This is a genomic window from Agromyces sp. H66, from assembly GCF_004959775.1.
GTDB lineage: Bacteria > Actinomycetota > Actinomycetes > Actinomycetales > Microbacteriaceae > Agromyces.
The window spans coordinates 78,741-96,687 of record NZ_SJZG01000004.1 but is presented as its reverse complement, the minus strand read 5'-3'; the positions used below and the strand labels follow the sequence as shown (position 1 = coordinate 96,687).

Below are 17,947 nucleotides of genomic sequence, written 5' to 3'. Positions count from 1 at the left end.
CGGCCTGAGCGCCGCGGCGACGGAGGGAACCCACTCGATGGCGGATGCACCGGCGACACGTGACGCGCCGTGGCCGGTCGCGCTCCTGTCGGGCAAGCTCAAGGAGTACCTCGATCGCCTCGGCACGGTGTGGGTCGAGGGCGAGCTCACCCAGTGGGGCGTCTCGGGCGGCAACGTGTACGGCAAGCTGAAAGACCTGGAGGCCGACGCCACCATCTCGATCACGATGTGGTCCTCGGTGCGCGCACGCCTGTCGGAGCAGTTCACGCAGGGCGACCACGTCGTCGCGCTCGTGAAGCCGAACTGGTGGGTCAAGGGCGGCTCGCTCTCGATGCAGGTCTACGACCTGAAGCACGTGGGACTCGGCGACCTGCTCGAGCGCCTCGAACGGCTGCGGGCGCAGCTCACCGCCGAAGGGCTGTTCGACGCCGCGCGCAAGAAGCGGCTGCCCTTCCTTCCTGGCGTCGTCGGCCTCGTCACCGGGCGCGACAGCGACGCCGAGCAGGACGTTCTGCGCAACGCCCGGCTGCGCTGGCCGAGCGTCGAGTTCCGCATCGCCTACGCCGCGGTGCAGGGCGACCGCACCGCGGTCGAGGTCGTGTCGGCGATCCGGCGGCTCGACGCCGACCCCGAGGTCGAGGTCATCATCGTCGCGCGCGGCGGCGGCGACTTCCAGAACCTGCTGGGGTTCAGCGACGAGCGCGTCGTCCGGGCGGCGGCCGCGGCATCCACGCCCATCGTCTCCGCGATCGGGCACGAGGCCGACCGACCGCTGCTCGACGAGGTCGCCGATCTCCGGGCGTCGACACCGACGGATGCCGCGAAGCGCGTCGTGCCCGACGTCGTCGAGGAGCTCACCCGCGTGGAGCAGGCGCGGGCCCGCCTCGGCATGCGCCTCGCGTCGATGCTCACCCGGGAGATCGACCGGATCGGGCACCTTCGCGCCCGCCCGGCGCTCGCCGACCCCGGCTGGATGGTCGATCGTCGCGCCGAAGATCTCACGCGCTGGGTCGCCCGCGGCACCGAGCTCATGGATCGACGCATCGAACGCGAGACCGCTCGCGTCGGAGAGCTGCGCGGCCATCTCCGGGCGCTGTCGCCGCAGGCCACGCTCGACCGCGGATACGCCATCGTGCAGCGCGACCACGACGGCGTGCTCACCCGTCCCGACCAGGCCCCCGAGGGCACGCCGCTGCGCATCACCCTCGCCGAGGGTCGGCTCGGCGCCGTGTCCACGGGCCGGCCGGCGGACGACGCGGCGGTCGGTGCCGCCGAATAGAATGTGAGCATGCCCCCCACCACGGATGTCGCCGAGCTCAGCTACGAGCAGGCTCGCGACGAGCTCGTGCAGGTCGTCGCCGAGCTCGAACAGGGCTCCGCGACCCTCGAGCAGTCCCTCGCGCTGTGGGAGCGCGGCGAGGCGCTCGCCGCCCGCTGCGAGGAGTGGCTCATCGGCGCGAAGGCGCGCCTCGACGCCGCCCGCGCCGGCGCGGCACGGCCCGCGGCATCCGACGACCCCGGCGTCCGCTGATGGCCGCCCGCACCCCGCGAGTCGTCGCCGAGCTCGGCCGGCCCGAGACGCCTGAGGAGACCGCGGCCCGGCAGGCCGAGAACTCCCTCAGGCACCGCCAGCGGCAGACCGTCAAGAACCTCGTGCTCGCGCTCGGTGCGAGCCTGCTCCTCGTGCTCGTGATCGTGCTGCTCGTGCCGCGCAGCGACACCCCCATCGACCGCGACGTCGACGTCGCCGCCGTCGCGATGCAGGCCCAGGCGGCCAGCGACGACCCGCTCGCGGTGCCCGAGCTGCCCGAGGGGTGGCGTGCGAACGCGGCCGAGCTGCGCACGAGCGCCGTCGACGACGTCACGGCCTGGTACGCCGGCTACCTCACCCCGGGCGACGAGTACATCGGCATGTACCAGGGTCTCGACGCCAACCCCACGTGGGTCGCCGAACTGCTCGCACGCACCCTCGCGTCGGGCACCACCACCATCGACGGCATCGAGTGGACGGTGTACGACAACCGCCGCTCGAATGCCGACGTGGGCAATGCCCGCTACGGGCTCACGACCGAGGCCGGCGGCAGCACGTTCGTGCTGCTCGGCACGGGAAGCCCCGAGGAGTTCGAGACGATCGCGGCGGCGATCGTGCCCACGATCGAAGCCCTGGACTGACCGCACCACGCACGATCGACGCCGCACCGAGACACGACCCGTACCGACGCCACACCGACGAACCCGAGAGGATCCGCCGTGAGCGAGCAGTCCACCGAACGTCCCGAGACTCCGGCCGCGACGTGGCGGGAGCTCCGTCGCGGCAACGAACGGTTCATCGCCGGTGAGCCGCAGCATCCGCGCCAGGACGTCGACCACCGCACCTCGCTCGCGGGCGCCCAGCGTCCCCTCGTCGCGGTGTTCGGCTGCAGCGACTCGCGACTCGCGGCCGAGATCATCTTCGACGTGGGTCTCGGCGACGCGTTCGTCGTTCGCAACGCGGGCCAGGTGATCTCCGACTCGGTGCTCGGCTCGCTCGAGTACGCGGTCGGCGTGCTCGGGGTGCCGCTCATCCTCGTGCTGGGCCACGACGAGTGCGGCGCCGTGCGCGCGGCGATCGAGTCGCAGGCACCCGACGCCGCTCCCCTGCCCCCGCACATCGCGGGCGTCGTCGACCGCATCGTGCCGGCCGTCCGGCGGGTCGCCGGCACCGGGCCCGGTCAGGCCGTCGACCCCGACAACGTCGATGCCGCCTACGTCGGCCGTGAGCACCTGCGCGACACCGTCGCCGAGCTCCTCGAGAGCTCCGAGATGATCAGCGACGCGATCGCGGCGGGTACGCTGGCTATCGTCGGCGCGAACTACCGCCTCGTCGAAGGGCGCGCCGAGACCGACATCGTCGTCGGCCGTATCTGACCGCCGCAGATCACCGACCGCCGCAGTCGCGGCTCGCGCCGGATCTCCGGCATGCAACCGAAAGGGAACACACCGTGGTGGACAACGCCGCCGAGTACCGCATCGAGCAGGACACGATGGGCGAAGTGAGGGTGCCCAAGGCGGCCCTCTACCGTGCCCAGACGCAGCGCGCCGTCGAGAACTTCCCGATCTCGGGCTCGCGCCTCGAGCCGCAGCAGATCCAGGCGCTCGCGCGAATCAAGCGGGCGGCGGCGCAGGCCAACGCGCGCCTCGGCGTGCTCGACGCCGACATCGCGAAGGCCATCGAGGAGGCCGCCGACGAGGTCATCGCCGGCCGGCACGGGTTCATCGAGCACTTCCCCGTCGACGTGTACCAGACCGGCAGCGGCACGTCGTCGAACATGAACATGAACGAGGTGCTCGCCACGCGGGCGACCGAGAAGCTCGGTCGCCCGGTGCATCCGAACGACCACGTGAACGCCTCGCAGTCCTCGAACGACGTCTTCCCGACGTCGGTGCACATCGCCGTGACCGCCGCGCTCATCGACGAGCTCATCCCAGCCCTCGACCACCTCGCCGTCGCGCTCGAGGCAAAGGCCGAGCAGTGGGCCGGCGTCGTCAAGGCCGGCCGCACCCACCTCATGGACGCGACGCCGGTGACCCTCGGCCAGGAGTTCGGCGGGTACGCCCGCCAGGTGCGCCTCGGCATCGAGCGCGTGCGCACGGCGCTCCCCCGCGTCGCCGAGGTGCCGCTCGGCGGCACCGCGGTGGGCACGGGCATCAACACGCCCGCCGGCTTCCCGCAGCTCGTCATCGAGCTGCTCCAGCAGGACACCGAGCTGCCCATCACCGAGGCGGCCGACCACTTCGAGGCGCAGGCGAACCGCGACGGCCTCGTCGACGCATCCGGCGCCCTTCGCACCATCGCCGTGAGCCTCACGAAGATCGCCAACGACATCCGCTGGATGGGTTCGGGCCCGAACACCGGCCTCGGCGAGCTGCAGATCCCCGACCTGCAGCCCGGCTCGTCGATCATGCCCGGCAAGGTCAACCCGGTCGTGCCCGAGGCCGTGCTCATGGTGTGCGCCCGGGTCATCGGCAACGACGCCACGGTCGCGTGGGGCGGGGCATCCGGCGCCTTCGAGCTCAACGTGCAGATCCCCGTGATGGGCACGGCATTGCTCGAGTCGATCCGCCTCCTGTCGAACTCCGTACGCGTGCTCGCCGACAAGACGATCACCGGCCTCGAGGCGAACGTCGAGCGGGCCGCCGAGCTGGCCGGCATGTCGCCGTCGATCGTGACGCCGCTCAACAAGCTCATCGGCTACGAGGCCGCCGCGAAGATCGCCAAGCACTCGGTGGCCAAGGGCATCACGGTGCGCGAGGCCGTGATCGAGTTCGGCTACGTGGAGCGCGGCGAACTGACCGAGGAACAGTTGGACTCGGCCCTCGACCTGCTCTCGATGACGCGGCCGCCGCAGGCGTCGTAGCTCCCTCTGCGCCGCTTCGGCGCCGCTGCGCCACCTCGAGTGGCGCAGCGGGCGCCGAAGTGGCGCGGGCGCGTCCAGACGGCCGACCGCCGACGTGAACCACCGTCGTCGTCGGGCATAGGTTGGAGGCATGGATCACGGAGGCATCCCCGTCACGACCGTCGATGAGCTGGAGGCGATCGTCGGGAGCCCGCTGCCCGCGGTGCAGCGAAAGGTGCGCACTGCCCTGCACGACATCGACCGACAGTGGATCGCGGCATCCCCGCTCTGCTTCATCGCCACGGCCGATGCCGCCGGCAACGCGGATGTCTCCCCGAAGGGCGACCCGGCCGGGTTCGCGATCGTGCTCGACGAAACGACGATCGCGATACCCGAGCGACCCGGCAACCGACGCGCCGACGGCTTCCACAACCTGCTCGAGAACCCGCACGTCGGGCTGATCTTCGTGATCCCGGGCCGCGGCGACACCCTCCGGGTGAACGGGCGCGCCCGGCTGCTGCGCGACGTCCCGTACGCCGACCGCATGCGCGTGCGCCGTCACGAGCCGCGACTCGTGCTCGAGGTCTCGGTCGACGAGGTGTTCTTCCACTGCTCGAAGGCGTTCCTGCGGTCGAAGACGTGGGAGCCCGAGACCTGGAACGCGGATGCCGCACCCCGCCGAGCGCTCATCGCGCACGCCCTCGAGCGCCCCGACGAGCCCGTCGAGGCGCTCGAGGAGTACTACGGGCCGTCGTACGCCGAGAAGATCTACGGCTGACGACGACGGCGTCGGCCCACGGTTCCGGGCCGGCCGTCGGCCGGTCAGCGCCCCACCGCGACCTCCGCCGGCTCGACGTTCACGTTCGACGAGAACACGTTCGCGGGGTCGTACCGTCGCTTCACCTCGGCCAGGCGCCGGAGGGTCGCCTCGGGATACGCCGCACGGGCCGCCGCGTCACCGCTCGCCGTGACGAAGTTCACGTACCCGGGCCCGCCGATGTCGAGCGCGGCGCTCGCGCGGGCGGTCCACTCCGCGCCTGATGCCGCCATCGCCGGATCCGGGTGGAGCGCACTGACCGCCGTCATGATCGCCCGTGACCGGTGGGCGAACGCCGTCGCGTCCTCGGCCACCCGCGCGATCGCGCCGCCCATCGGCCGGAGGTTGACCACGGCGAGCGGCGTGGGCGCCTCGCCGACGAGCGCGACGGCGAGTTCTGCACGGGTGGCGTCGAACCCGTCGGCGAACCCGGTCCGCACGGCCGCCCGATTCCCCGAGAGCTCGGGGCCCGCCTGGAACATCGCCGGATACGGCTGCACCCGGATGAGGTCCGCGAGCACCGGTCCGGACGCGCGGAACGGTGCGAGCGCGCGCTCCGCCTGCTCGGGCCGGCCCGAGTGGCAGACGAGCGCGACCACGATGGGGCGTCCCTGGTGCTCGGCGGGTAGGAACGGTGCGGGCGGTGCCTTCATGACGTTCACCATCAGCGACAACGCGTCGTCGGCGTCGCGCGCGGCCCGGACGAGCGCGGCCACCGTCGCCCCCCGCGCTTCGAACGCGAGCATTCCACCGGTCACGACCGGTGTCTCGTGCAGCCGCAGCCGCAGCGACGTGACGACCCCGAAGTTGCCGCCGCCGCCGCGGAGGGCCCAGAACAGCTCGGGCTCCTCGTCGTCACTCGCCTCGACCACCCGGCCGTCGGCGAGCACCACCGTGGCACCGAGCACGTTGTCGACCGTGAGTCCGTCGCGTCGGCTGAGGTATCCGATCCCGCCGCCGAGGGCGAGGCCCGCGATGCCGACGCCGGCCGTGTCACCGAAGCCGGTCGCCAGCCCGTGCTCGGCGGCGGCCGTCGTATACGCTCCCGCGGTCGTTCCGCCACCGGCGACGCCGACGCGATGCGCGGCGTCGATGTGCACACCGGCCAACGCTCGGGTGTCGAGCACGATGCCGCCGTCGACGAGCGCGTGACGCGCATAGCCATGGCCGCCGCCGCGTACGCCGAGCGGTGTGCTCGTCTCCGCCGCGACCGTCACGACCGCGGCGACCTCGCGTTCGTCGCGCGGCCGGGCGACCGCGATCGGCCTGCGATCGTCGCCCGCGAACACCATGCTCGCGGTTCGGTCGAATCCCTCGTCGCCGGGCGCCAGCACCCGCCGGCCCAACTCGCTCCGCAGTCGTCCGAGCACGTCATTCCCTGCCATTCCGCGTCCCTTCAATTCGATATCGAAAGATTAGGTATCGAATCGTTCGACGTCAAATGCTTTTGCATCGAAGCAGCGAGGTATGGTCGGGACATGAGATACGGACCGCGCACGCCGCTCGGCATGAGCCTGTGGGAGACCACCCAGATCGTCACCCGTGCGTTCGATCGCGAGCTCGCCGTGCACGGCGTCAACCGTCCGATCTGGTTCGTCTTCCTCAACATCGACGAGGGCGTGCACACGACGCAACGCGACCTCGCACGCGCCATCGGCATCAGCGATGCGACCCTCAGCCATCACCTCGGCAACCTCGAGGAGCGCGGCCTCATCCGTCGTGAGCGGGACGCACGCGACCGGCGCAGCCAGCGCATCGCATTCACCGACGAGGGCCGCGCGGCCTTCGAGGACATGAAGCGCGCCGCCTTCGGCTTCGACCGCGAACTCCGTGCCGCACTCGGACCCGAGCGGACCGCCGACCTGCAGGCCGCGCTCTCGACGCTCGCCACGACGTTCGACACCGGCGAGCCCGTCGCCCCGAACCTCGGGTGACGGCGGGGCGGTTCCCGCCGTCACCCGCTGCTCCCTACGTCAGTTCGGCCCCATCGAGCATCTCCGACACGAGGGCCGCGATCGCCGAGCGCTCCGATCGAGTGAGCGTGATGTGGGCGAACAGCGGATGCCCCTTCAGCGTCTCGATGACGCTCGCGACGCCGTCATGGCGGCCCACCCGGAGGTTGTCGCGCTGGGCGACATCGTGCGTGAGCACCACGCGCGAGTTCTGCCCGATGCGGCTCAGCACCGTGAGCAGCACGTTGCGCTCGAGCGACTGCGCCTCGTCGACGATCACGAACGCGTCGTGCAGCGACCGGCCGCGGATGTGCGTGAGCGGCAACACCTCGAGGATGCCGCGGTCGACGACCTCGTCGAGCACGTTGTCGGACACCACCGAGCCGAGCGTGTCGAACACCGCCTGACCCCATGGGTTCATCTTCTCGCCCTGGTCGCCCGGCAGGTACCCGAGCTCCTGCCCGCCGACGGCGTAGAGCGGCCGGAACACCATGATCTTCTTGTGCTGCTGGCGCTCGAGCACCATCTCGAGGCCGGCGCAGAGCGCGAGTGCCGACTTGCCGGTGCCGGCGCGTCCACCGAGCGAGAGGATGCCCACGTCGGGGTCGAGCAGCAGGTCGATGGCGAGTCGTTGCTCGGCCGAGCGGCCGTGCACGCCGAACACCTCGCGATCGCCGCGCACGAGCTTCACCTCGCGCTCGCCGACCACGCGCCCGAGCGCCGATCCACGTTCGGATTGGATGACCAGCCCCGTGTTCACGGGCATGCCCTCGACTTCGGCGGTCGTCATGCGTTCGTGCTCGTAGAGCTTCGCCATGTCATCCCCGCCGAGCGAGAGCTCGGCCATCCCGGTCCAGCCGGAATCGAGGGCCAGTTCGGCGCGGTACTCCTGCGCGTCGAGCCCGATCGACGCGGCCTTCACGCGGAGCGGGAGGTCCTTCGAGACGACCGTGACCGCGACGCCGTCGTTCGCGAGGTTCGCGGCGCAGGCGAGGATCCGCGAGTCGTTGTCGCCGAGCTGCAGCCCGCTCGGCAGCACCGACGGGCTGGAGTGGTTGAGCTCGACGCGCAGCGACCCGCCATCGCCGACGGGGATCGGGAAGTCGAGCCGTTCGTGCTCGATGCGCAGTTCGTCGAGGATGCGCAGCGCCTGCCGTGCGAAGAACCCGATCTCGGGGTCGTTGCGCTTGGCCTCGAGCTCCGTGATGACGACGACCGGCAGCACCACCGCGTGCTCGGCGAAGCGGAACAGGGCCCGGGGGTCCGACAGGAGCACCGACGTGTCGAGCACGTACGTCCGCTCGGTCTGCGCCGTGCGTTCGGGCAGAGACGCCTCAGGGCGTGCCGCGGCACGCCCTGTGATCCGACCGTTGGACTTGGAGGTTTCGAGTGAGGCCACGACCGCTCCTGCCCCGAGCATTTCCGCTCGGCTCTCGCGCCGGCCGGCGAATCCTCCCACGAGCGCTTCACGAAGCCGACTCGACCGGGCACCTTGCCCGATGCCTCAGACGCTACGTCGCCCGCGCCCGATCCGCGACAGCGACACGCGAATCGTCATCTGCCGTTCACATTCGGCTCAGTACGACGCCGCGGTGTTGTACGACACGAACGCGGCGCGCAGCATCTCGAGCGTCTCCTCGCTCGTCGCGGCATGCACGCTGAGCCGCACCCGCGACTGGCGCGTCGTGGCCGTGATGCCGTGGTTGTGCAGCGAAGCGGTGAGGAACGTGACCTGCTCGGCAGGCGGTTCGAGGATCACGAGCCCGGCGCGCTCCTGCTCGTCGCGCGACGACGCGACCGCGATCGCGAACTCGTCGGCGAGGTCGATCACCTCGCTCACCCGCTCGGCGATGACGGCGTTGATCTCGGCGACGCCGGTGGCCGTGATCTCCTCCAGGGCGGCGGCGAGCCGCGCCTCGGCGATGGGATCGGGGTTCGAGACCCGGTACGCGCGGGCGTCGGGCGCGGGCGGCGGCACCTCGCCCCAGGGCTCGGTCTCCTCGGTGCCGGTGAACCCCGAGAAGACGGGCGTGAGCCGTTCGAGCGCCCGCTCGGAAAGCGCCATGATGCCCGTGCCCCATCCGGCGCGGCACCACTTCTGACCGCCGGACAGCACGACGTCCGCGGCCTCCCATGGTGCGTCGACGATGCCGAAGCCCTGGATCGCGTCGACGATGAGCAGCCGGTCGCCGATCACCTGCCGGATGCCCTCGACGTCGCACAGGTAGCCCGTTCGCGGGTCGACGAGGCTCACCGCCACCGCCCCGATGTTCGCCTCGAGCTGCTCACGGATCTGCCCCGGCGTGACCTTGCCGTGATCCGTCTCGAGCCACACGGGCTGCACCGAGTGCAGCGCCTCCTGCGCCCGCACGGCGGCGATGGGCAGGCTCGGGAACTCGCCGGGCGACAGCAGCACGCTGCCGGTGAGGCCGAACATCGCGTGCATGATGCCCTGCGACGTGTTCGGCTGGAACACGATCTGGTCGGCCGGGAACCCCGTGAGCTCGGCGGTCGCGCGTCGCACGCGAGCGTCCTGCTCACCGAACACGTCGAAGCTGCCGTGCCGCCCGCGCTGGAGGACCTGCGTGAGTGCCATGCTCTCCTCGGCGGCGGAGGTCGCGAGCGGACCGACCCGGGCGTAGTCGAGGTAGCCGGGCTCCTCGCCGAATCCCGCGATGTATGCGTCGATCGTCACGGACGCCCCCCTTCTCCGAGCCATATCATGGCAGACCCGCGGGGCGCGCGACGAACGGGATCAGCCGCCGAACCGCCGATGGCGGCTCGCGTAGTCGCGGAGGGCTCGCAGGAAGTCGACCTGCCGGAGGTCGGGTCCGAGGGCCTCGACGAAGTAGAACTCGCTGTGCGCGGCCTGCCACAGCATGAAGTCGCTCAACCGTTGCTCGCCCGACGTGCGGATGACGAGGTCGGGGTCGGGCTGCCCGCCCGTGTACAGGTGTTCGCCGATGAGGTCGGGGGTGAGGCGTTCCGCGAGGTCCTCGAGGCTGCGTCCCTCGGCGTGGTGGGCGGCGACGATCGAGCGCATGGCGTCGGTGATCTCCTTGCGACCGCCGTAGCCGACCGCGAGGTTCACGTGCATGCCGTGCCGGTCGGCGGTACGCCGCTCCGCCGCGTCGAGCGCGGCGACGAGCGGCTCGGGGAGCCCCGCGTCGGAACCGACATGCTGCACCCGCCAGTCGCGGTAATGGGAGAGTTCCTCGGCGAGCTCGGCGATGATCTCGATGAGGTCGGCGAGCTCGGAGGTCGGACGGTTGCCGAGGTTGTCGCTGGAGAGCAGGTAGAGCGTCACGACCGCGATGCCGAGGTCGTCGCACCACTCGAGGAACTCGCGCATCTTCGCGGCGCCGGCACGGTGTCCGTGTGCGGCGCTCTCGTAGCCGAGCTGCCGCGCCCACCGTCGGTTGCCGTCGATGATCATGGCGACGTGCCGCGGTAGCGCGGCCGGGTCGAGTCCGCGCTTCAGCCGGTTCTGGTAGAGACGGTAGAGGAGGCCGCGACCGAGGGGCTGATCGCTCTTCTGCACGGCACTACGCTACCCCTCCCTCGCCTCGCCCACTCACAGCGGAACGTGACCGACGACGTCCTACGCTGTGAGCATGAACCCAGAGCGCCGCGATGATTCCTCCGACTTCGCCGAGGAGCTCTCCCGCCCCGTCGCCCCCGACGACACGGCGGATGCCGCCATCACACGCGAGGCGCATGGGCCCGACCTCCCCAACATCCCGCTGCTCGACGACTCGCTCTCGCACGCCGAGCCCAAGCCGACCTGGCGCGGCTGGATCCACGCGGGCACCTTCCCCCTCGCGATCGTGGCCGGCATCGTGCTCATCGCGCTCGCCGAGGGCGCGCCCGCGAAGTGGTCGTCGGCGGTCTTCGTGGTCACGTCGATGCTGCTGTTCGGCATGTCGGCGCTCTACCACCGCTTCGACTGGACGCCACGCACGAAGGTCCTCCTGAAGCGCGTCGATCACGCCAACATCTTCCTGCTGATCGCCGGCACCTACACGCCCATGTCCATCCTCGCGCTGCCGCCCGACAAGGGCTGGCTTCTGCTCGGCCTCGTCTGGGGCGGGGCGCTCGTCGGCATCGGCTTCCGCGTGTTCTGGATCCATGCGCCGCGGTGGCTCTACGTGCCGCTGTACCTGCTGCTCGGCTGGGCCGCGGTCATGTACCTCGGCGACCTGCTCGAGGCGAGCGTGGCGATGATGGTCCTCGTGATCACGGGCGGCCTCCTGTACACGATCGGCGCGATCGTGTACGCGCTGAAGAAGCCCAACCCGTGGCCCGGCCGGTTCGGGTTCCACGAGATCTTCCACACCTGCACGGTGCTCGCCTTCATGGCGCACTGGACGGCGACCCTGATCATCGCCATCGACCCCGTCTACCACCTCGGGTGACGGATGTCGCGGGCGCGTCAGCGCGTCGGCGGGGTGTCGTCCTCGTCGTCGGATGCCGCGGCCCTCTCGGCCTCGGACGTCGCCGTCGTGGCATCCGGACCTGCGCCCTCTCCCCCGCTCGCGGCGAGCTCGGCCTCGAGACGTTCGACCTCGAGCTGCTGCCGCACCTCGGCGCGGTAGTTGACCCGACGGATCCGACGGACCATGTCGAGGATGAGGAGCACCACGGCCACGATGACGAGGAACGTCGCCACGAAGCCCACGACGCCCGGCGTCACCAGGTCGGGGTCGAACTCCTCCTCCTCGGCGCGCAGGAGGTAGGGCACCGCCACAGCGATCACGGGCGTCGTCCGAGGGCGGGAGTGGCGGGCACGGCGAGCATCGGGATCCCTTCGCGGGGCGGGTTAGGCTGGATTCCAAGCCTAGACGATCGAGGTGGGATGGAGCCGTGGTGACCGGGCAGCAGACGGAGGCGCTGGACGCCCGCTACGGGCGCACTCGGCCCAACCGCACGCGCGATCGACTCCTGCTCGTCGCCGGTGCGGTCGCCGTCGCGATCGTGCTCGTCGCGTGGGTCGTCTGGGCCGGTCTCGACGGCTCGAGGCCCTCGGTCGAGGCCACCGACACCGGTTACGTGCTCATGAACGACAGCCGCGCCGTCGAGGTCTCGTGGACGCTCTCGGTGCGGCCCGGCAACGAGACCGCGTGCGTCGTGCAGGCGCTCGACGAGGATTTCACCGTCGTGGGCTGGAAGGTCGTCGAGATCCCCGCCTCCGACCGCCACCTGCGGTCGTTCACCGAGACGGTGCGCGTCGCCCGGGAGGCCAACACCGGTTTGATCTCCCAGTGCTGGCTGGGCTAACATAGGAGATTCGCTCCGGCAGAGGTCGGGGCGTCATGTCTATCCCGACACGTTCCATCCACCCGTCTAACCCAGGAGTGCACCATGGCCCAGGACGTCACCGTCACCTGGCTCACGCAGGACGCCTTCGATCGACTCGCCGCCGAGCTCGAGGAGCTCTCGACGCACGGTCGCGAGGAGATCGCCAAGCGCATCGAGGCGGCGCGTGAGGAGGGCGACCTGAAGGAGAACGGCGGCTACCACGCCGCGAAGGACGAGCAGGGCAAGCAGGAGGCCCGCATCCGCCAGCTCACCGAGCTGCTGCGCCACGCGCAGGTCGGCGAGGCGCCCGAGTCCTCGGGTGTCGTCGAGCCCGGCACGGTCATCACCGCGGTCATCGCGGGCGATGAGGAGCGCTTCCTCATCGGCAGCCGCGAGATCGCCGGCGACTCGGAGCTCGACGTGTTCAGCGAGCAGTCGCCGCTCGGCGCCGCGATCCTCGGCCTGAAGGTCGGCGACTCGACGAGCTACACCGCGCCGAACGGGCGTGAGATCGCCGTCGAGATCACCGGCGTCGAGACCTGGGGCGGCCAGTAAGCCGAGCCAGACACTCGCGCGGTCCCCACACGAACCGGACGGCGGCCCCCTCACCTGAGGGGGCCGTTCGTCATTCGTCGACGATCTTCGGATCGTACCCGGCCCGCCGCAGCACTTCCACGACCGAGGCGCGGTGGTCGGGCCCGCGGGTCTCGACCGAGAGCTGCAGTTCGACCTCGGAGATCTGCAGGCCCGAGCCATGCCTCGTGTGCAGCACCTCGATGACGTTCGCGTTCGCCTCGGCGAGCAGCTCGGCCACCCGGGCGAGCTGGCCGGGACGGTCGGGCAACCCGATGCTCAGGGTCAGATAGCGGTCGGATGCCGCGAGCCCGTGTGCGACGACGCGCTGCATGAGGAGCGGGTCGATGTTGCCCCCCGAGAGCACGGCGACCACGGGTCCGTCGGACACCACGGCACCCGTCATGATGGCCGCCACCGCCACGGCGCCGGCGGGCTCCACCACGAGCTTGGCGCGCTCGAGCAGCACGAGGAGTGCCCGGGCGATGTCGTCCTCCGACACCGTGACGATCTCGTCGACCGTCTCGCGGATGATCGCGAAGTTCAGCTCGCCCGGCCGGTACACGGCGATGCCGTCGGCGATGGTGGGCACGACCGGCACCTGGCGCGGCTCCCCTGCGGCGAGCGACGCGACATAGGGCGCCGCGTTCTCGGCCTGCACGCCGATGACGCGCAGCGGGCGCCCCTCCTTCGCCGCCTGTTGCTTGGCCGCGCTCGCGATCCCGGCGGCGAGGCCCCCGCCGCCGACGGGGACGACGATGGTCGTGGCATCCGGGGCCTGCTCGAGGATCTCGAGACCGAGGGTGCCCTGCCCGGCGACCACGTCGGGGTGGTCGAACGGCGGGATGATGACGGCCCCGGTCTCGGCCGCGAACGCCGCGGCCGCCTCCAGCGTCTCGCCGATCGAGCTGCCGGCCAGCACGACGTCGGCGCCGTACGATCGGGTCGCCTCGAGCTTGGGCAGGGCGACGCCGACCGGCATGAAGATCGTGGCGCGGATGCCGAGCTCACGCGCGGCGAACGCGACGCCCTGCGCGTGGTTGCCCGCCGACGCGGCGACGACGCCGCGCTCCCGCTCCGCCGCGTTCAGCGAGGAGATGCGATGGTAGGCGCCGCGCAGCTTGTAGGACCCGGTGCGCTGGAGGTTCTCGCACTTGAGGTACACGGGCACCCCGAGACGGGCGCCGAGGAACCGCGACGTCTCCATCGGGGTGCGCCGGGCCACTCGGCCCACGACCTCGCGCGCCCGTTCGAACTCGGCGAGGCTCGGTCCCGGAATGGTCGTGATCACGCGTTCAATCTCCTCGCTGGTAGCCCGGTCGTTGCGGCACGGTGCGCCAGAGCGGCGAGTGCGCCTCCTCCACCGGTGGACCGGCGGCATTCTTCCACGATCCGCGTGCGATGTAGGTGATCATGACGTTCGTGACGGCGGCGACCGGCACCGCGAAGAGCGCGCCCGGAATGCCGGCGAGCAGCGAACCGGTCGCCACCGCGATCACGACGCCGAGCGGATGCACCTTCACGGCCGTTCCCATGATGAGCGGCTGCAGGATGTGGCCCTCGACCTGCTGCACCAGCAGCACGATGCCGAGCATGATGAGCGCGATCACCCAGCCGTTGTAGACGAGCGCCACGAAGACCGCGAGCGCGCCCGTGACGACGGCGCCGACGATCGGGATGAACGACCCGAGGAACACCAGGATCCCGATCGGCACGGCGAGCGGCACGCCGAGGAAGAACGCGCCGAGGCCGATGCCCACGGCGTCGATCGCGGCGACGAGCACCTGCACCTTCACGAAGTTCTGCAGCGTCGCCCAGCCGGCGTTGCCGGCGCCGTCGACGGCGGCCTGCGCCCGTTTCGGGAAGACACCGACGATCCAGTTCCAGATGCCCCGGCCGTCGATGAGCACGAAGATCGTCGCGAAGATGGCGAGCAGCATGCCAGCGACGAAGTGTCCGACCGTCGACCCGGCGGAGAGGGCGCCGCTCAGGAGGATGCTGCCATCCTGCTGCGCCGAGGCGAAGACCTGGTCGACGAAGTCGTTGAGTTGCGTCTCGGTGATGTGCAGCGGACTTGCGAGCAGCAGCGCCTTGAACTGGTCCCAGGCGACGAGCGACTGCGCGGCGAGATCGCCGAAGCCGCGCACGATCTGCGTGATGCCGAGCGTGAGCAGGCCGCCGACGACGGCGAGGGCCGAGACCATGGCGACCGTGATCGCCAGCCACCTCGGCCAACGGTGTCGCTGGAGAAAGTGGGAGAACGGCACGAGGAGCGCGCCGATCAGCACCGCCACGAGGATCGGGACGATGATGAATCGGAGCTGGATGATGAGGAAGATGACGACCGCGAGCACTCCGCCCACGAGCAGGAGCCGCCACGACCAGGCCGCGGCGAGGCGCATACCGTAGGGGACGGACTCCGAGGCGTCGCGATGCGCCGATGCGTCGGAGGGCGTGGCGTGCTCCCCCGAACGTCGGCGCCGCCGCACCCTGGCCCGAGCCCGACCGTTCGACTCAGTCATCGCTCCAGTCTAGGCGCGGGGCATGCGGGGAACGGCATGCAGTCGGCGGCCGTCGGGCGCGTTGTCGGAGGCGGCCGCTAGCCTCGGAGGACCATGGTCGATTCGGTCAGTCCCGCGCTCGCGCGCCGCATCTCGCTCGCCGCCCAGGGCTTCGGGCAGGCCATGCCCGAGGCACCCGGCCTCCGTCAGGTACGCGGCGTCGTCGAGCGCCTTGGGCTGCTCCAGATCGACTCCGTGAACGTGTTCGAGCGCAGCCACTACCTCCCCGCGTTCAGCCGTGTCGGCGCGTACGATCGTGCCCTGCTCGACCGCCTCGCGCATGGCCGGCGCGGCCGCCTGCTCGAGTACTGGGCGCACGAGGCGGCCTTCATCCCCCGCGAACTGTGGCCGCATTTCGAGTTCCGACGCGAGGAGTACCGGCGGCGCGGGAGCGACTGGGGCGGCTGGCTCGTCGAGAACCGCGCACTCGCCGACTGGCTCCGTCGCGAGCTCGAGTCGAACGGGCCGATGCCGGCGAGCGCCATCGAGCACGACGCCAACGAGCGCCGCGGTCCGTGGTGGGGCTGGTCCGACGTCAAGCGCACGCTCGAATGGATGTTCCGGGTCGGCGAGGTGGTGTGCATCGAGCGCCGCCGTTTCGAGCGCGTCTACGCGCTCCCCGAGCAGGCGCTCCCGGCCGAGCTGCTCGGCGAGCCGCCCGCCGAGGCCGACGCCGTGCGCGAGCTCGTGCGGCGTGCGGCATCCGCCCTCGGCATCGCGACCGAGGCCGACCTCGCCGACTACTGGCGCATGAAGCGGCCGGGCGTGCGCGCCGCGGTCCGCGATCTCGAAGACACGGGTGAGCTCGTGCCCGTCGAGGTGCCCGGGTGGAAGACCGGCGGGCGACCCACGCCGACGTGGGTGCATCGCGATGCCCGCCGTCCGCGTCGTCTCGAGGCGTCCGCCGTGCTGTCGCCCTTCGACCCCGTGGTGTGGTTCCGTCCGCGCACCGAGCGCATCTTCGACTTCCATTACCGCATCGAGATCTACACCCCCGAGCCGAAGCGACGGTTCGGCTACTACTCGCTGCCCGTGCTCATCGGCGACGACCTGGTGGGTCGTGTCGACCTGAAGAGCGACCGCAAGTCCCGCGTGCTGCGCGTGCAGTCGGCATGGTCCGAGGCCGGGGCTCCGGCCGATACGGCGGCCCGGCTCACGCCGGTGCTCCGGCGTGCTGCCTCGTGGCAGGGCCTCGACGACATCGAGGTCGTCGAGCGCGGCGACCTCGCGCCGGCACTGCGTGCGGAGCTCGCCGCCTCCTGAGCGCGGGCGGTGCCGACGTGCACCGCTGCGCTTCGCGCTCGAAACAGCGGATATACGATCCGGCGCGCCGACGATCAGGCACGACCGACCGCGCGTCGGATCGTATATCCGCTGGTTGTGACGTCGGGGCGGCGCAGACGAGCGCACACGGGGCCGCAGACGGCGGCAAAGGCGGGGTGCGGGCGGGGTGAGGATCACGCGCGGCCGGCGCGGCACGACGGCTGGGAACCTAGAAGGCGCCGCCCATCTGCTCGAGCCGCTTGATGCGGTCTGGGATCGGCGGGTGCGTCGCGAACAGCCGGTCGATGACGCCGGGCTTGAGCGGGTCGGCGATCCAGAGGTGGGCCATCGACGAGTTCTGCCGGCGCATGGGGCGTCCGTACGCTTCGAGCTTCTCGAGCGCGCGGGCGAGGGCATCGGGATGCCGCGTGGTCATCGCGCCCGTGGCATCCGCCAGGTACTCCCGCTGCCGCGACACGGCCAGCTGCACGAGGCTCGCGACGAGCGGCGCGATGAGCATGGCGACGAGGCCCACGACGAGCATGATCGGGTTCTGGTTGTTGTTGCGACCGCCGAAGAAGGTCATGCGCAGGAACATGTCGGAGATGAACCCGATGGCCACGACGAGGCCGAAGACGATCATCGAGAGGCGGATGTCGTAGTTGCGCACGTGGCCGAGCTCATGCGCCATGACCCCCTCGAGCTCGGCGTCGTCCATGATCTCGAGGAGCCCCGTCGTGGCGGCGACGACCGCGTGCTCGGGGTCGCGTCCCGTGGCGAAGGCGTTCGGGGCGGGATCGGAGATGATGTACACCTTCGGCATCGGCGATCCGGTGGTGATCGCCAGGTTCTCGACCGTGCGCCACAGCCTGGGGTGGTCGGCCTTCGAGTGCAGTTGGACGGCGCCCGACATGGCGATGGCCTGCTTGTCGGCGGTGAAGTACTGGATCAGCGCGTACCCGGAGGCGATGACGACCGTCACGATGACGATCGTGAGGTCTTGGTAGACCACGGACGCGAGCCAGCCCAGCCCGCCGATGATGACGAGGAAGAACAGGATGATGAAGACGGTGTTGCGCTTGTTCCTGGCGATCGCTCGGTACAACG

At 70.9% G+C, this 17,947-nt stretch carries 19 protein-coding genes; 11 read left to right on the top strand and 8 right to left on the bottom strand.

Annotation, left to right across the window (positions count from 1 at the left end):
- The first annotated feature begins 37 nt into the window (after positions 1 to 37).
- The 6 genes from xseA (at position 38) to EZM51_RS08550 (ending at position 5,154) form a co-directional block, all read left to right on the top strand.
- Entirely contained in the window at positions 38 to 1,279 is a 1,242-nt protein-coding gene (gene xseA / locus EZM51_RS08575) for an exodeoxyribonuclease VII large subunit (protein ID WP_136707850.1), read from the top strand.
- 9 nt (positions 1,280 to 1,288) lie between these two features.
- Positions 1,289 to 1,531: an exodeoxyribonuclease VII small subunit gene (locus EZM51_RS08570; protein WP_136707849.1), complete on the top strand. Its 243-nt coding sequence runs from the start codon at positions 1,289 to 1,291 to the stop codon at positions 1,529 to 1,531.
- Positions 1,531 to 2,172 (top strand): DUF4245 domain-containing protein, encoded by a 642-nt coding sequence (locus tag EZM51_RS08565; RefSeq protein ID WP_136707848.1) that lies wholly within the window; start codon positions 1,531 to 1,533, stop codon positions 2,170 to 2,172. The genes EZM51_RS08570 and EZM51_RS08565 overlap by 1 nt, the downstream gene beginning before the upstream one ends.
- Positions 2,173 to 2,250: 78 nt before the next feature.
- On the top strand, positions 2,251 to 2,907 hold the full coding sequence (locus EZM51_RS08560; protein ID WP_136707847.1) for a carbonic anhydrase: 657 nt from the start codon (positions 2,251 to 2,253) through the stop codon (positions 2,905 to 2,907).
- A 74-nt stretch (positions 2,908 to 2,981) separates the two neighbouring features.
- Positions 2,982 to 4,397 carry a class II fumarate hydratase gene (locus tag EZM51_RS08555; RefSeq protein WP_136707846.1) on the top strand — a complete coding sequence of 472 codons (1,416 nt, stop codon included), beginning with the start codon at positions 2,982 to 2,984 and terminating at the stop codon, positions 4,395 to 4,397.
- A gap of 130 nt (positions 4,398 to 4,527) precedes the next feature.
- The gene (locus tag EZM51_RS08550; protein ID WP_136707845.1) at positions 4,528 to 5,154 is read left to right on the top strand and encodes a pyridoxamine 5'-phosphate oxidase family protein; all 627 of its coding nucleotides are present in this window, start codon (positions 4,528 to 4,530) and stop codon (positions 5,152 to 5,154) included.
- A gap of 44 nt (positions 5,155 to 5,198) precedes the next feature.
- Here EZM51_RS08550 and EZM51_RS08545 read toward each other — a convergent pair whose 3' ends face one another.
- On the bottom strand, positions 5,199 to 6,578 hold the full coding sequence (locus EZM51_RS08545; RefSeq protein WP_136707844.1) for an FAD-binding oxidoreductase: 1,380 nt from the start codon (positions 6,576 to 6,578) through the stop codon (positions 5,199 to 5,201).
- Positions 6,579 to 6,671: 93 nt separating this feature from the next.
- Here EZM51_RS08545 and EZM51_RS20520 point away from each other — a divergent pair, with 93 nt between their 5' ends.
- Complete coding sequence (locus EZM51_RS20520; protein WP_169053840.1) at positions 6,672 to 7,127, top strand: MarR family winged helix-turn-helix transcriptional regulator; 456 nt, start codon at positions 6,672 to 6,674, stop codon at positions 7,125 to 7,127.
- A 34-nt stretch (positions 7,128 to 7,161) separates the two neighbouring features.
- Here the strand turns inward: EZM51_RS20520 and EZM51_RS08535 are convergent, their stop codons facing one another.
- The 3 genes from EZM51_RS08535 to EZM51_RS08525 form a co-directional block, all read right to left on the bottom strand.
- Positions 7,162 to 8,472 (bottom strand): PhoH family protein, encoded by a 1,311-nt coding sequence (locus EZM51_RS08535; RefSeq protein ID WP_248305566.1) that lies wholly within the window; start codon positions 8,470 to 8,472, stop codon positions 7,162 to 7,164.
- A gap of 249 nt (positions 8,473 to 8,721) precedes the next feature.
- Positions 8,722 to 9,840 (bottom strand): aminotransferase class V-fold PLP-dependent enzyme, encoded by a 1,119-nt coding sequence (locus tag EZM51_RS08530; protein WP_248305544.1) that lies wholly within the window; start codon positions 9,838 to 9,840, stop codon positions 8,722 to 8,724.
- 60 nt (positions 9,841 to 9,900) lie between these two features.
- Entirely contained in the window at positions 9,901 to 10,686 is a 786-nt protein-coding gene (locus EZM51_RS08525; protein ID WP_136707840.1) for an isoprenyl transferase, read from the bottom strand.
- A gap of 73 nt (positions 10,687 to 10,759) precedes the next feature.
- Between EZM51_RS08525 and EZM51_RS08520 the strand changes: the two genes are divergently transcribed.
- On the top strand, positions 10,760 to 11,560 hold the full coding sequence (locus tag EZM51_RS08520; RefSeq protein ID WP_136707839.1) for a hemolysin III family protein: 801 nt from the start codon (positions 10,760 to 10,762) through the stop codon (positions 11,558 to 11,560).
- Between the two features lie 17 nt (positions 11,561 to 11,577).
- On the opposite strand, the gene EZM51_RS08515 is transcribed toward EZM51_RS08520, so the two are convergent.
- Positions 11,578 to 11,901 (bottom strand): hypothetical protein, encoded by a 324-nt coding sequence (locus EZM51_RS08515; RefSeq protein WP_211195862.1) that lies wholly within the window; start codon positions 11,899 to 11,901, stop codon positions 11,578 to 11,580.
- 110 nt (positions 11,902 to 12,011) lie between these two features.
- Between EZM51_RS08515 and EZM51_RS08510 the strand changes: the two genes are divergently transcribed.
- Positions 12,012 to 12,422, top strand: a complete 411-nt coding sequence (locus EZM51_RS08510) for a DUF4307 domain-containing protein (RefSeq protein ID WP_169053839.1) — start codon at positions 12,012 to 12,014, stop codon at positions 12,420 to 12,422.
- 84 nt (positions 12,423 to 12,506) lie between these two features.
- On the top strand, positions 12,507 to 12,998 hold the full coding sequence (gene greA, locus EZM51_RS08505; RefSeq protein WP_136707837.1) for a transcription elongation factor GreA: 492 nt from the start codon (positions 12,507 to 12,509) through the stop codon (positions 12,996 to 12,998).
- 70 nt (positions 12,999 to 13,068) lie between these two features.
- Here the strand turns inward: greA and ilvA are convergent, their stop codons facing one another.
- Together ilvA and EZM51_RS08495 are read right to left on the bottom strand one after the other, a co-directional pair.
- Positions 13,069 to 14,307 carry a threonine ammonia-lyase gene (ilvA, locus tag EZM51_RS08500; protein ID WP_248305543.1) on the bottom strand — a complete coding sequence of 413 codons (1,239 nt, stop codon included), beginning with the start codon at positions 14,305 to 14,307 and terminating at the stop codon, positions 13,069 to 13,071.
- 4 nt (positions 14,308 to 14,311) lie between these two features.
- The gene (locus EZM51_RS08495; protein ID WP_136707835.1) at positions 14,312 to 15,538 is read right to left on the bottom strand and encodes an AI-2E family transporter; all 1,227 of its coding nucleotides are present in this window, start codon (positions 15,536 to 15,538) and stop codon (positions 14,312 to 14,314) included.
- Positions 15,539 to 15,631: 93 nt separating this feature from the next.
- Here EZM51_RS08495 and EZM51_RS08490 point away from each other — a divergent pair, with 93 nt between their 5' ends.
- Entirely contained in the window at positions 15,632 to 16,840 is a 1,209-nt protein-coding gene (locus EZM51_RS08490; protein ID WP_136707834.1) for a crosslink repair DNA glycosylase YcaQ family protein, read from the top strand.
- A gap of 229 nt (positions 16,841 to 17,069) precedes the next feature.
- On the opposite strand, the gene EZM51_RS08485 is transcribed toward EZM51_RS08490, so the two are convergent.
- Complete coding sequence (locus EZM51_RS08485; RefSeq protein ID WP_136707833.1) at positions 17,070 to 17,945, bottom strand: M48 family metalloprotease; 876 nt, start codon at positions 17,943 to 17,945, stop codon at positions 17,070 to 17,072.
- Positions 17,946 to 17,947: the final 2 nt, after the last annotated feature.

Coding starts and splice junctions, on each gene's coding strand:
- greA (WP_136707837.1), top strand. CDS start 12,507: ATGGCCCAGGACGTCACCGTCACCTGGCTCACGCAGGACGCCTTCGAT.
- EZM51_RS08545 (WP_136707844.1), bottom strand. CDS start 6,578: ATGGCAGGGAATGACGTGCTCGGACGACTGCGGAGCGAGTTGGGCCGG.
- EZM51_RS08565 (WP_136707848.1), top strand. CDS start 1,531: ATGGCCGCCCGCACCCCGCGAGTCGTCGCCGAGCTCGGCCGGCCCGAG.
- EZM51_RS08520 (WP_136707839.1), top strand. CDS start 10,760: ATGAACCCAGAGCGCCGCGATGATTCCTCCGACTTCGCCGAGGAGCTC.
- EZM51_RS08550 (WP_136707845.1), top strand. CDS start 4,528: ATGGATCACGGAGGCATCCCCGTCACGACCGTCGATGAGCTGGAGGCG.
- xseA (WP_136707850.1), top strand. CDS start 38: ATGGCGGATGCACCGGCGACACGTGACGCGCCGTGGCCGGTCGCGCTC.
- EZM51_RS08490 (WP_136707834.1), top strand. CDS start 15,632: ATGGTCGATTCGGTCAGTCCCGCGCTCGCGCGCCGCATCTCGCTCGCC.
- EZM51_RS08495 (WP_136707835.1), bottom strand. CDS start 15,538: ATGACTGAGTCGAACGGTCGGGCTCGGGCCAGGGTGCGGCGGCGCCGA.
- EZM51_RS20520 (WP_169053840.1), top strand. CDS start 6,672: ATGAGATACGGACCGCGCACGCCGCTCGGCATGAGCCTGTGGGAGACC.
- EZM51_RS08570 (WP_136707849.1), top strand. CDS start 1,289: ATGCCCCCCACCACGGATGTCGCCGAGCTCAGCTACGAGCAGGCTCGC.